The following is a 13,374-nucleotide window of genomic DNA, read 5'->3' on the forward strand; positions in this document are numbered from 1 at the left end:
TATAGGTACTTTACTATCCGGTTTTACATGGGTAGTAATAACTATAAAACCTGAACAAACGCACCGCAACACATGGAGCTTACCCTTATTATACTTGGCTTTGTATTTTCACTTTTCTCTTTTCTGCCATATCTCAAAGTACCCTGGTGGTGGGTGCGCGTACTCGACTTTCCCAGACTGCACGTAGCGGTTTTGTTAGCAGCTATCCTGCTATTCTATAGTGTGCGTTATGCCACCTGGTCGCTCCCCCAGATGGCCATGATGGGACTTTGGCTGGCAGCTATTCTCAACGAAGTCTGGTTTATCTATAGTTTTACGCCCATGGCACGGATCGAGGCGCTTCGGTCTGAAAAAGCGAAACCAGCCAGCGCCTTTACCATGATGATCGCCAATGTGCGCATGGTTAACAAAAAGTACCGCGAGTTTACAAACCTGGTGCTTCGCGAGGACCCCGATATACTGGTCATGAACGAGCCGGACGAGGCATGGCACCAGAACGTGCGCCATGTATTAGACGAGCGCTACCCCTACAGCATTAAAAAACCTCTGGATAATACCTACGGCATGATGCTGTACAGCCGGCTGAAGTTAACCGAGAGCGAGATCAACTTTCTGGTAGAAGACGATATCCCCTCTTTTCATACACTGGTAGAGTTGCCGGGCGGTAAAAAGATTGAACTCTATACCCTGCACCCGCAGCCTCCGCGCCTGCTGAAAGACACCGAGACCCGCGAAGCAGAACTGCTGCTGGTAGCCAAAATGGTAAAAAAATCGAAACAGCCGAGCATAGTGGCCGGAGACCTGAACGACGTGGCGTGGTCCAGGACAACGAAGCTGTTCCGGCAGATAAGCGGTTTGCTGGACCCACGCGTGGGGCGCGGCTTTTATAATACCTACAACGCCCATATCCCGCTTTTCCGCTACCCCCTCGACCATGTTTTCTACGATCCGGCGTTCCGGTTGCTCGACCTGCGCCGCCTGGATAAATTCGGCTCCGACCACTTCCCTATCAGTATAAGTCTGAACTATGAACCTGAACGTGAGGATAAACAGGACATACCGGTAGCCGAACCCGAAGACCATAAGGAAGCAAACGAACTGATACAGGAAGGCCTGGAAAAAGGCGAAGAACGGAACAATAAAAAGTAGAGCAGGCAGCAATAAAAAACCCGCTCAGCTGGGCTGAGCGGGCTAAAATAGATGAATGAGCCCGAAGGCTTATATGTTAATAACTTAGATTTTCTCTACGTTAATAGCATTCAATCCTTTTTTACCGTCTTTAACGTCGTAAGATACGCGGTCGTTCTCACGGATCTCGTGAGTTAAACCAGTCTGGTGAACAAAGATCTCCTGGTTAGTATCGTCAGCGATAATAAAACCGAAACCTTTGGATACGTTAAAGAATTTTACTTTACCTGTTTGCATGATAATGATTTTTATTAATTGCAGTAAAGGTAGCAAACCATAAGCAATACAATTGCTATTCTTTGCATTTATTTTTTTCGGAGGCACTACTTTTTACTCCTCCTGCCGGCCTGCATCTCCCTTTTCCAAAGTTATTTTACAGGTGTCATTCACAGGGTTTTATCCTGATATAGCAATAACCATGTTACAATAGGCTCGTATAGCTAAAGCGATCTGTTTCTCTTTTTAAACCCGTTTTACACGGGCCACAAAGGATGATAACAGACCAGTGGCTGCTATGATTTTACCAGTGTATTAGCTGTGGCAGCCGGCATCGCGCTTATTTTTTAACTATATAAATCCAGGAGATTAAACTATGAAAGACAACGAGAAAAACCAGAGCTCCGGCAGTATGTCGGGTAGCACATCAGGATCTTCAAACTCATCATCGATGGGTAGCAATACAGGAATGAGTGGCAGCACAGGCAGCTCCGGATCTTCTTCAAAGTCCGGCACAACAGGCTCCAGCTCGCTATCCGCTTCTTCATCAGGAAAAAGCAGTAAATCCACAACCACCGGCAGCACTTCCGGCTCAACTACCAAAGCAAAGAGCAGCACCGGTACCAAAGCCAAAACAGGCACCTCCTCTTCCAAATCATCTAAAAGCGCTACGTCAGGTTCAAGCAGCAGCATGGGCCAGGGCAGCAGCGGCTCCCTTGATACCGGCGACTACGGTTCAATGAGCACCGGCGGTTCGTCATCATCTATGGGCGACCAGGGCAACTATAGCAACCAGGGTAACTACGGAAACTATAGCAACCAGGGCAACCAACAGAGCGGCTACGGCAGCCAGGGTGGTTACGGTTATGGTTCGCAGCACAGCAACTATGGCGGCCAGAGCGGCTATGGTTACCAGGGCGACTATGGTTCATCGCAGCGTGGCGGTGGCATGAGCAGCGGCTCTGGTATGCAGGGCGGCTACGGCAGCGGAAGCCAGGGCATGAGCAACTATGGCGGAAGCGGAAGTTCAGGCTCAGGTAACTGGGGCAGCGAAGGTGGCTATAACTATGGCAACCAGGGCGGCATGGAAGGCAACCGTACCCGATACCAGGACCAGGACTACGGCGCATCGCGCGGTGGTATGCAGGGTGGTTACCAGGACCGCGAAGGCGATAACCAGGGTGGCAACATCTATGGCGGAAGATCAGGTTCGTTTGGTATGGAAGGCAACTCATCGCAGGGTGGCTTTGGTAGCTACGACAGCGGCCGTGCCGGACATTTCAGCAACCAGAACCAGGGTAATTCAAACTATGGCTCCAGCGGTTATGGTTCTTCCGGCCAAAGCAACTATGGCAACATGAACGAACAGGGCGGATACGGCTCATCAGGCCGTTCTAACTATGGTAGCAGCTCGTCGCAGGGCAATTATGGTTCCTCTTCCGGTGGCTATGGTTCGTCTTCTAACTATGGCCAGGGCGGCTACGGATCTTCAAACTATGGCAGCAGCCAGCAGGGGTATGGTTCCGGCTCATCCAGATCAGGTATGCAGGGCGGTTATGGCAGCTCCTCATCTCAGGGTGGTTATGGCTCATCGCAGAACCGCGACAGAGACCGTTATGGCTCTATGGGCTACGGTTCATCCAGAGGCATGAGCGAGTACGACCGCGACGACATGGGTTCATCAAGAGGATATGATTCGCAGAGCTCTATGCAGGGCGGCTACGGCAGCCAGGGCGGATATGGCTCACGCGGCGGCTCTTATAACGATGAGTACCGTTCTTCACGCTACGGCTCACAGGGCAGCGATTATGGCCAGGGTGGCTATGGTTCGTCCAGAGGGTCTTACAGCAGCGATTACGACCAGGGCGGTTATGGCTCCTTAAACCGGGGCGGTGGCATGAGCGGTGGCTACGGCTATGGTTCAGGCAGTTCATCGCAGGGCAGTGGCTATGGCTCTTCCTCTGGTAGAGGTATGAGCGGCAGTGGTTATGGCTCTTCAGAGGGCAACTATAGCCGCGGCAACTATGGCCAGAGCGACTACCGCGAAGGTGGCTACAACCAGGGCGGCCGTGGCGGCGACCAGAGCCGTTACGGGTCTATGGACAGCAGCACATCGTATTACAGCGATAACCGCGGTTCCAACTCCCGTGAGAACTATGGACGTGGCAGCAGCAACCAGGGTGGCCGCCACCAGGATCATGACTCTTACCAGACACACCGCAGCGATCGTTACCGTAATCCGGAATCTGATTATTAACAGATAGCAACTATAAGCAAAAAGCCACTCCTTTTCAGGAGTGGCTTTTTGTTGCCTTTAGCTCTACTGAATAACTATACAAAGCACTCTTTGTAGTCCTGGGCATATTCCTCAAAAGTACGGGGCTTGCATCCTGTTAACTTTTCTACCTCATTGTTTGGCTGGCCAGCGTGGCCGGCACGCTGCACACCAGAGAGCTCCAGCAAGGCATTGGTCATCCAGTCGGGTATCTGTTGTTGTTGCATGGCCTGGCGGGCTGCCTCTTCAGGTACATCCACAAAAGTTACGGGTTTGCCGGTTACAGCGCTCAGGGTTTCTGCTATCTGGTTGGCTGTAATAGCTTCGGGGCCGGTCAGATCATACGCTTTGCCTTCGTGGCCTTCGCCTGTCAGGGTTTCTACGGCGGCCATGGCAATATCGCGGGCATCTATATAAGGTACTTTACCATCGCCGGCGGGCATGTATAGTTTGCCTTCCTGCTTTATACTATGCGCGTTATAGTTCTCGATGTTCTGCATAAAGCTTGATGGCCGCAGGAAGGTATAGGCAATGCCGCTGTCTTTAATGTAGTCTTCTATTTCGCGGTGCCAGCGACCCAGTTGTATGCCCGGCTCCGCATTTGCCCCCATGGCCGATAATTTTACAATGTGTTTTACGCCGGTGCGTTTCGCTTCATCTACCAGCTTTTTGGCCATCTCTACCTGCCCGTCGGTAAACGGTGTGATGAGGAAAACTTTATCGGCGTGTGTGAAAGCGGCGTGCAGCGAGTCGGGGTCTGTAAACTCCATTTCCACGATCTCTACATCAGGCAGGCGGCGCAGGTTCTCTCCTTTTATAAGCGAGTGTACGCCGGCTCTTACCCGTACATCATCCAGCATAGCGAGCAGCTTTACCACTTCACGCCCTACCGTGCCGGTAGCTCCTGTAACTAATATGGTCTGTTGCATTTCTTGTTCTGCGTTAGGTTTGTAGCTATAGGTACGGTATAGTGCCTTATCAGGATGAGTACCGGTAGGCTATAGTTTCCTTTTTGCAGTTGGTTTGGGCCGGAGTGTTACCAGGTATAGTTTGCCTTTTTCGTTGGTAATAAGCAGCTGCTCCGGCGACAGGAAAAGTACGGCCTCTGCCTGCCCCGTTCTGCCAACCGGTAAGCAATATCTTTTTCCGGTAAAGCTTACGGTTTCTGAGTCGGGCTGAAACAGGTACAAGCGGCCATAACCCAGCAACGCAAACAGGTTTGTATCGGGATTGATATCTGCCGCCGTTATCGGAGATTTTACCCTCAGTTTTTCGGAAGGAACTATAGTTTGTGCCGCTCCTGAAACCGGGAGCTTGTAGAGTTGCGTGATGGGTTTAAGAGCGCGGCTTTTCGTGAAAAGGCACAGCGAGTCGTCGGCGTAGAAAAAGGCTTCGAGGTCGTAATGCTGGCGGCTGCGTGGCGGCGGAAACTCGGTTTGGTCTGCAAAATTGAATGCTAATGTATCGGTTACCTGCCCGGTAGCTTTACTTAAACTATAGATTTTCAGGTCGTGGCGCTGGTTGGCGTTATTCCCGAAATCCCCGATATACAAGTTGCCCTTTTCATCCTGAGCCATATCTTCCCAATCCTGATTCGGGATGGGCAAAGCTATCTTTTGCAGCAGTTCGCCCTGCAGGTTAGTCAGGTATAGTTCTGGTGCAGATCCGCCATCAGGGTGGGTGTAAAAAGTAGAGTCGGTGGCACGGGCAAGGCCGGAGCTTTCTTTGATCCGGGTGTCCAGTTTCCCGATCTTCTTTACGCTTACCTTATAGTCTTTCCGGAGCCGTTCGAAGTCGCTGTTTCGCTTATCGGAGCTGCAGCCACAGAGCGCAGCTTGCAGGTAAACATAGAGCGTGAAAAGTTTGATGAGCATAGCCGAAGATTAAACTATAGCCGTTTGGCTGGCGAACCGAAATGCAAAACAATCATTTAAAAAGTATAACACAAGCTGAATATTTCTTTTATTTGTATATCCGAAACTATAAACGCTACTCATTTGAAAACAACTTTACTCACCACACTCTTTGTAATCGGCCTATGCCTATCAGTTTCTGCACAGGAAACGATTCCGCGCAATATCCAGGTCAAGCACTTTTACCCCGACAGCGTGCACCTGCCGCTAAACGCCGACTACATGCTGATAGAGGATGCCTGCGCAAAGATGATACGGCGGACACGTTTCAACGATCAGCACCGCTATTTTATGGGCAGCTTTACTGATGTGAACCCCCAAAACCCGGAACAGGTACTGGGGCAGGGCACCTATACCGAGGACGGCAAAAAAACAGGCCTGTTTACGCTCTACTTCCCCAACGGTAAACTACGGGCGCAGGGCCACTTCAGCAACAACCAGTTTGCCGGCGACTGGAGCACGTATTACGAGGATGGCAGCCCCAAAGCAAAATTTACGGTTACCGATGGGCTCATAACTGTGCAGCAGGCCTGGAGCGAAAATGGCAGCCAGATCGTAACTGATGGTACCGGCACTTACAACGTTGTATCGGCATGGCTTACCTGGAGCGGCGACATCCGGAATGGCAGACCCGATGGCACCTGGCGCGCTGTTAATCCGCTGGAAAGTAACAAGGCGTTTTACCTTACCGAGAAATATAAGAACGGCCAGTTTCAGAAAGGTACCGGCCCGCTCGGACCATACACAGATGCATCCCGGATCGAGTGGTTTAACCCCAAAGAATTCCCTTTTCTGTTCATCGAGGAAATGTATGTCTCTTCCAGGCCCTGTGGCTTTGAGTCGGACCGCAACAAAATTGTGGGCGCGCGCTATGCACAGGGGTTAGATGCCTACAGCAGAGCAATAGGCTCCCAGCTCAACAGAGCCCTGAGCGGCGTTAACATGAAACTCTACAACCATACCCTGGAGATAAAAGGCCAGGTAGCAGAAAACGGAAGGCTGGTAAGCCTGACTTACCAAAACGCCTTTGACGAGCGTATTGCCTCTGCAATAATAAAGGAATTGCGCCATCTGCCCGCACTGGAGCCCGCAACCTCAAATGGCAACCCTATCAGGCAGGACATCGAGTTTATAATAAATATCCGTCCATCAGGCTATAATTTTAAATATCGCTTCCTGCCCATAGATCCTAAAAGCACTTAAGCTACAAAGTTAACGGAGCTGATTCAGCACTTTTGCAGGATCGGCCCAGAACTGGCGGCTGTATACTTTCTGGTAAGGCCAGTGGCGTTGCTGCAACAGTTGCGGCACATCGGCGTGCGAGTGGCGTACCGAAACGTGGCTATAGTACAGGTCATCGTCGGTAAGGAAGGCGGCTTTGTATTTTCCGTTCTCAACTATAGTCAGGTCGGCAAATGGCACGGTGGGTTTCAGGCCAGATAACCGGCTGGCTAACTGCTCTTTTAACAGCGGCACCTGTTGCAGCATGGGTTCGGTTTTAGGCTGATACGTAAAGTTGCCCTGGCTCACTTGCCGCGCATAGTGCAGGTATTGTTTCAGAAGCTTCGGGCCGTGGTGCTGGGTATACTCTACGTGCAGTTGCTCCGGAATTATGCTGGCTACCACTATAATTTTGCGCTTAGCTCGGGTAACCGCTACGTTTAACCGGTTTTCGCCACCGGCCTGGTTCAGGCTACCGAACTGCATCGCAAACCTTCCTTTTTCATCAGGCGCATATCCCACCGAAAGTATGATCACATCCTTTTCATCGCCCTGCATGTTTTCGATATTTTTTACCAGCACGGTTGGTGGCAGCACTATAGTTTGTGCCTGGGCGCGCTCTTCCAGCAGGTCCTGCACCAGCATCTGCTGGTTATAGTTGAAGGTGATTACGCCTACATCCTGCTGTCCTTTTTGCAGTAGATCCAGTACCAGTTCCACCACTTTCTCCGCTTCGGGAAGGTTGCTATTCTGCTGCCAAAGACCGTTTATTTGTTTGTATTCGATGGCTGGCTTGGCTGTGTTCAGTTCCTGCAGATCCGGTATCAGGTCGAGTTTGCTGCGGTAAAAGTACTGGTTCGAGAATTCGATAAGCTCCGGAAAGTGGCTGCGGTAATGCTGCGTCAGCATAGTTTGCGGCAAATATAAACTGCACAACTGCAACAACGATTCGGCAGACAATTCTTCCACTTCTTCGTCAGTGGCATCGCTCCAGCGGGCGCGGTACAGGTCCGATGGTTTTAGCTGCTGCTCGTCGCCGGCAACTACTATTTGTGCCCCGCGCAACATGGCCGGTATTCCGGTTTCAGCAAAACACTGGCTTGCTTCGTCAAATATCACCACATCAAAACAGCGCTCCAGCGGCAGCACCGCCGACACCGTTTCAGGGGAAGCCAGCCAGCACGGCACCAAATCCAGAATTTCATGAGAGAATAACGAGAACAACTTCCGGATAGGGTACAAACTTCGTTTTTTACTCACCTGCGCCTGCAACCTGCGATACGTTACCGCATTGCCCAGGCGGTTAAATTCCATATCGGCATAGGTCTGCTCCCGCAATTTAGAGAGCACAATTTCCTGGCTCAGGCGCTGCTTTTCGTTCAGTAAGTGCTGCAGTTCAGTTTCCAGATTATCCAGCTCTCCACTCGACGCCATGCGCAATTCCGGATGCTGGTTCTCAATTTCATAGAGCCAGGCCAGGTACAAACTGTTCAGAAAAAGCTGCTCGCCTGCGGTAGCAGAAACTATAGTTTGCGACAGTAACTGGTGTGTAATTTCACGCTCTGCATCGGTAGAGGAAGCAACCAACGTATCATGCGCCACCAACTGTTCAAAATGCTCTGCCAGGTCTTTCAGTAAAACGGTTTTATAGTTTTGGTCGGTCAGCAGTTGTGTTACCTGCGTTTCGGTCAGCCATTTCAGCCAGTGGCTATAGTTTGCCTGTAGTTCGGTTAAAGTTTGCGTTAACGTTTGCAGGTGCTGCGTTAAATCTATAGTTGGCAAAAGCTTCTCATGCAGTACTTTTTCACGATGCAGTTTTTTCAGCAGCTTTTGTGCCTGCAGGGTTTTCTCTATAGTTGTGATTTGCTGCAGAACCTGGTTCGGATACGCTTCGATTTTGAGATCAGTAACTATAGTCTGGTTGATGCCCTGCATCAGGTTTTCTGCCTGTTCGCGCAGTGCGATTCTGCGTTGCAGCTCCCCTACTCCGGCCTCGTTCAGTTCCAGTTTATAGTTTGCCAGCGCCTGTTTCAGCACTTTTTTGTCTGACGAAAATGCCCAGCTTATCGTTTTGAGCAAGTTGGTTTTCTGTTCATCATACCTAGCTATAGCCTGTTTTATAGTCGGGATTTCAGTGGCAGCAAGCGCAGCATCCGGTGCCGGACAAACCAGGTAAAGTTCCTTTAGTTGCTGTATCTGTTTCGCCAGCTCTTTAGAGTTGCTTTTGATGATTTGCGTTAACGTTTCAGGGACGTCATCCTGCTCCAAAAGCCCTTGAATTTCGGTTATAGTTGGCAGTGCTTGTTTATATTTTTCCAGCTCATCCAGCCCAAAACTGAACCCACTTGGCTCACTTACTTTTTGCTGTAAAGCTGCATATTGCTGTGGTAGTTGGGTTATAGTTTGCTCCAGTTCCTGGCGTTGCGGCCAGCCATAGTTCTTAAAGCTATGCCTGTTTTTCCACGTGAAATCATCCTGCTCATAAACTATGGCTCGCTCTAAAAACTGGCGAAGGCGTGGCAGAAACTCAGCAACTATAGTTGCGGTGAAGAATTTATAGTTGGATGAAAGCGAAATATGTGGCGCCTGCAAATTACTTCGCAGGTATAGTTCTTTAGCCGACCAACCACAAACAGAAGTATCAAACAGGGCAGCCTTAAACTTCTCCAGTTTATCGATGCAGCGGTTTATGCCACGGCTTACTTCCAGGAAAGTACGATCGGTGTAGATGCTGTTAAGCGCCAGGTTCTGTTTTTTATACTCCGGAAGCTGGTCTATCTGCAGTTGCAGTTGCTGGAAAATACTTTTGCGGTCGGTGTTAATGTCATGCACCAGCGCAGCAAATGCTCCTAAGCCTTCTTCCGTCAAACGTTTGTGCACCACATCCAGGGCTGCGCGTTTCTGGCTCACTACCAATACCTTTTTGCCTCGCGCTGTAAAATCTGACACCAGGTTACAGATGAGCTGCGATTTACCCGTACCCGGCGGCCCCTGCACCACAATAGATTTGCCTTGTTTTACCTGCTGCAAAGCGGCCTCCTGCGAGGCATCCATTTTAAAAGCCGTGAACGTGTGCTGCGCCTGTGTGGCCTGCTTAGGAGTTTCAGGCGACACAAACAGGTCTTCCATTGACTGCAGATCTTCGCGCTCCAGCAAGGCATCATAATCGGCTAACAGATAAGATGCGGTCTGCGGATAAATGCCCAATACAGCTTCGGGCTCCAGGTATAGTTGTCCCGGTTTCAGATCGGCTTCGTAGTCTGCTTTTTTATAGTCCCGGAACGACTTCAGTTTATCAGCAAAAAAGTCCCGGCCGGCGTGTATCGCCAGTTGCTCCTGCTTCAGCAATTCATACACCTGCGTCCTGAATTCTAAGGCATGCGTGGGTAAGGTGCTCACATCCAGTTCCAGTAAATTTTCGGGTAATGGAGCGCCATTATAGTGCGCATAGGCCAGCAGAAAGCTCTGGTTAAAACGGGGCGGCTGCGAAGTACTTGGCACCAGTTCCCACTCCTGGGCAGCATTTACTTGTAAGTTTACCGGGTATAAAAAAAGCGGGCAACGCACTACAGTGCCATCGGCAAACTTGCCGTGTACAAAGGGCCAGCCAATGTATAGTTCTTCGCTGCCGCGCTCTTCCAGCAGCATGTCGGTGCGGCGTTTTATGTAGCGCAGGCGTTTGCTCACGGCGGCCACAGGCTCATAGCGGCTGTCGGTAACGGGGCTTAATATGATTTTCTTAGCGCCAGAAATCAGTTTCTCAACTATAGAAAATGCCGGCTGACCAACTATAAAATCCAGCGATTCTACATCCAGGTGCAACTCCTTTTGCAGGCGCAGCAACAGCAAAGCCTTGTTGCCGGAGCTTAGGTTCAGGAGCCTGCGTCGGTAGTTCTTCAGGATGTTTTTCATCAAAATAAATACTGTACGGTAAAGGGCAAGTTAGCAGCTTTTGGCTATAGTTGGTAACGCAGGTTTATAGTCCGGAACGCTTTAATTTTAAAAAGAAGTATAGCTTTGCAGATATTTTTAAAGCACCAACCCAGTCATACGCAACAAATCATTCTGAATTCAGTTTTAACTAATCTCTTTTTATAGTTACAACCTGCTACATGCACACCCTGACTTTGCACAAGTATAAAGTTACCTATTGCCTGATTGTAATTTTGCTGCTGGCATTTGCAACTGCCTGCAATAAAAAAGACAACAAAAAAATATACCACAAAGGCGACCGCCTGGACCAATACACTACCACCAAACAATACCCCGGCAAAGTAGCCGACGAAAGCCTTGCCGACTGGAAGAAAAAAATTCCCGAAATACAGAAAGTCTCTATTACCTCCACCATCGACGGTGAAAAACAGCCCGCCTTATTTTACGATTCCGGATCTTCTGAAAAAAAACCTTTACTGGTAGTGCTGCATAGCTGGAGCAGCGAGTATCTGCAGGTAGTGAGCATACCGTATGCCCTCTGGGCCAAACTGAACGACTGGGTTTTTATACAACCAAACTACCGCGGTGCTTTTAAAAAACCAGAAGCCATGGCATCTGACGTGGCTATACAGGATATTATAGATGCCGTGAATTTTTCGAAAGGAAGCGCCAACATCGACCCATCCAGAATTTACATAGTTGGCTCGTCAGGTGGGGCCATGACGGCGCTGGTTACAGCCGGAAAACACCCGGACATCTGGGCTGGTGTGGTAGCCTGGGTCCCGGTTTTCAATTTGGTTGACTGGTATAAATTCAGCCAGAACTACCCGCACCGCGACTATAACCGCCACATCGTTACGGCCTGTGGTGGCGAACCTATTCCCGGCACCGCAGCCGCCACTGAGTGCCTGCGCCGCAGCCCGAGCTCTTACCTGCAAAATGCCAAAGGCATACCAGTGTTTTTAGCTCACGGAACGATAGATGTACTCGTACCACCAGACCATTCGGTGCGTGCCTTTAACATGCTGGTAGATTCTGCAGACCAAATACCGCAATGGCAGATGGATTCGCTGGTGATAAACAAGGAAGTACCGAAAGAAATGGTGAGCGATGGCCCCAGCAAGTATTTCGGTCCGAAAGACCCCAAGGTACTCTACACCAAACACTCGGGCGTGGTAGACTTGGTACTATACTATGGCGTGCACGATATGGCGTATAACCCCAGCCTTCTGTGGCTGAGCGAACAGCAGAAAAAGCCTGCACCAGTACAATAAACTATTTTGCCTTGGAAGATAAACCTGAAAGCAAACCCAAACTGCCTGTAGTAGACCAGGTCTCGGCTGGTGGTGTGGCTTTTCGTAGGACAGGTGCAACTATAGAAGTAGCGTTGATTTCGGTTGGCAAGGATAACCGCTGGCAATTACCCAAAGGCATTGTAGACCCCGGCGAAACACCCGAAGTAACTGCAGTGCGCGAAGTACGGGAAGAAGCCGGCCTGCGAGCAGAACTGCTGGAACAACTCGAGAAAATTGAATACTGGTATGTCGGCAACAAAGGCAGCCAGCGCGTGCGCTTTCATAAGTTCGTATACTTTTACCTGTTCCGCTATAGTTCCGGCAATATACAGGATCACGACTGGGAGGTGAACGAAGCCCGCTGGGTAGAAATAAACCAGGCCCAACAACTGCTCGCCTTTAACTCTGAAAAACAGGTAGTAGCCAAAGCCGCTGAAAAGATCGCGCAACTATAGTTTTTCCCTTGTCTCCTGCGCTAACTATAGCCAAAAACCAAAAGCCTTTCCCGCTCTGGAAACAATTAGCTAATTTGCTCTGAAATCAACTATGCTTTACCTAACCCTTTTCATGAGCCGATTCATCACCTTTCTATTAGCTATAGCCATGCTTGCCGGATGCGGAACTTCCAAAACGCCGGTGCAATCATCTGCTAAAACTTTTCAGAGTTTACTGGCTGCACACTGCGGCAAATCTTTCGCGGGTACAACTGTATTTCCTTCGGATGGCACCGATCCTTTTGCTGGGAAGGCGCTTGTAATGCACGTGCAAACCTGTACCGACACCGAAATCCGCATTCCGTTTACTGTGGGCGAAGACCGCTCGCGCACCTGGGTGCTGACAACTGTACCCGAAGGCCTGCAACTTAAACACGATCATCGTCACGAAGATGGCACACCAGATGAGGTTACCATGTATGGTGGTATTTCACTCCAGGCTCCTGGTGCTTTGGAACAACGCTTTCCTGCTGATGCTTATACCGCCCAGTTATTACCTGCCGCCGCTACTAACGAATGGACCATGGCCATCAGCCCCGACGGAAAAACATTCAGCTATATTTTAAAGCGCGATGGCAAAATGCGTTACCAGGCAGACTTCGACCTGACCAAACCTCTTAACTAACTATAGCTTCAGCTTCGGAAAAAAATATTTTAAAAATAATTTCAGATGCCTTTTCTAGTATCGAATGTTCGATCAACTATAAAAAATGGCCTGTGCAGCTATTAAAAGGAATGTTTATGCCTGGATATTGTTAGGAACTGAGCAGCCTGAAAAAAATATTTTAAAATTTTTTCAAAAAAAGTATTTCTTCATTTTGTCTTCATCTTGACATTAT

Annotated in this window: 10 protein-coding genes; 6 read left to right on the forward strand and 4 right to left on the reverse strand. The window is 49.7% G+C overall.

Translation table 11 applies throughout. From position 1 onward, the window contains the following. The first annotated feature begins 72 nt into the window (after positions 1-72). Positions 73-1,149 (forward strand): endonuclease/exonuclease/phosphatase family protein, encoded by a 1,077-nt coding sequence (locus H7F15_RS09345; protein WP_185196712.1) that lies wholly within the window; start codon positions 73-75, stop codon positions 1,147-1,149. 84 nt (positions 1,150-1,233) lie between these two features. On the opposite strand, the gene H7F15_RS09350 is transcribed toward H7F15_RS09345, so the two are convergent. Then, on the reverse strand, positions 1,234-1,425 hold the full coding sequence (locus H7F15_RS09350) for a cold-shock protein (protein ID WP_185196713.1): 192 nt from the start codon (positions 1,423-1,425) through the stop codon (positions 1,234-1,236). Positions 1,426-1,780: 355 nt separating this feature from the next. Here H7F15_RS09350 and H7F15_RS09355 point away from each other — a divergent pair, with 355 nt between their 5' ends. After that, positions 1,781-3,661 (forward strand): hypothetical protein, encoded by a 1,881-nt coding sequence (locus tag H7F15_RS09355; protein WP_255481165.1) that lies wholly within the window; start codon positions 1,781-1,783, stop codon positions 3,659-3,661. A 74-nt stretch (positions 3,662-3,735) separates the two neighbouring features. Here the strand turns inward: H7F15_RS09355 and H7F15_RS09360 are convergent, their stop codons facing one another. Both H7F15_RS09360 and H7F15_RS09365 read right to left on the reverse strand, forming a co-directional pair. Continuing rightward, entirely contained in the window at positions 3,736-4,608 is an 873-nt protein-coding gene (locus tag H7F15_RS09360; protein WP_185196714.1) for an SDR family oxidoreductase, read from the reverse strand. A gap of 69 nt (positions 4,609-4,677) precedes the next feature. Beyond that, complete coding sequence (locus tag H7F15_RS09365; protein ID WP_185196715.1) at positions 4,678-5,553, reverse strand: hypothetical protein; 876 nt, start codon at positions 5,551-5,553, stop codon at positions 4,678-4,680. Positions 5,554-5,676: 123 nt separating this feature from the next. Here H7F15_RS09365 and H7F15_RS09370 point away from each other — a divergent pair, with 123 nt between their 5' ends. Next, complete coding sequence (locus H7F15_RS09370) at positions 5,677-6,795, forward strand: toxin-antitoxin system YwqK family antitoxin (protein WP_185196716.1); 1,119 nt, start codon at positions 5,677-5,679, stop codon at positions 6,793-6,795. 9 nt (positions 6,796-6,804) lie between these two features. Here H7F15_RS09370 and H7F15_RS09375 read toward each other — a convergent pair whose 3' ends face one another. After that, a complete protein-coding gene (locus H7F15_RS09375; RefSeq protein WP_185196717.1) occupies positions 6,805-10,725 on the reverse strand; it encodes an AAA domain-containing protein in 3,921 nt (1,306 codons plus the stop codon). Positions 10,726-10,925: 200 nt separating this feature from the next. Between H7F15_RS09375 and H7F15_RS09380 the strand changes: the two genes are divergently transcribed. The 3 genes from H7F15_RS09380 (at position 10,926) to H7F15_RS09390 (ending at position 13,160) form a co-directional block, all read left to right on the forward strand. Beyond that, positions 10,926-12,020 (forward strand): S9 family peptidase, encoded by a 1,095-nt coding sequence (locus H7F15_RS09380; protein WP_221627034.1) that lies wholly within the window; start codon positions 10,926-10,928, stop codon positions 12,018-12,020. An 11-nt stretch (positions 12,021-12,031) separates the two neighbouring features. Further along, on the forward strand, positions 12,032-12,496 hold the full coding sequence (locus tag H7F15_RS09385) for an NUDIX hydrolase (RefSeq protein ID WP_185196718.1): 465 nt from the start codon (positions 12,032-12,034) through the stop codon (positions 12,494-12,496). A gap of 112 nt (positions 12,497-12,608) precedes the next feature. Next, positions 12,609-13,160 carry a hypothetical protein gene (locus H7F15_RS09390; protein ID WP_185196719.1) on the forward strand — a complete coding sequence of 184 codons (552 nt, stop codon included), beginning with the start codon at positions 12,609-12,611 and terminating at the stop codon, positions 13,158-13,160. Positions 13,161-13,374: the final 214 nt, after the last annotated feature.

Source organism: Pontibacter sp. Tf4 (assembly GCF_014212495.1).
Lineage (GTDB): Bacteria > Bacteroidota > Bacteroidia > Cytophagales > Hymenobacteraceae > Pontibacter.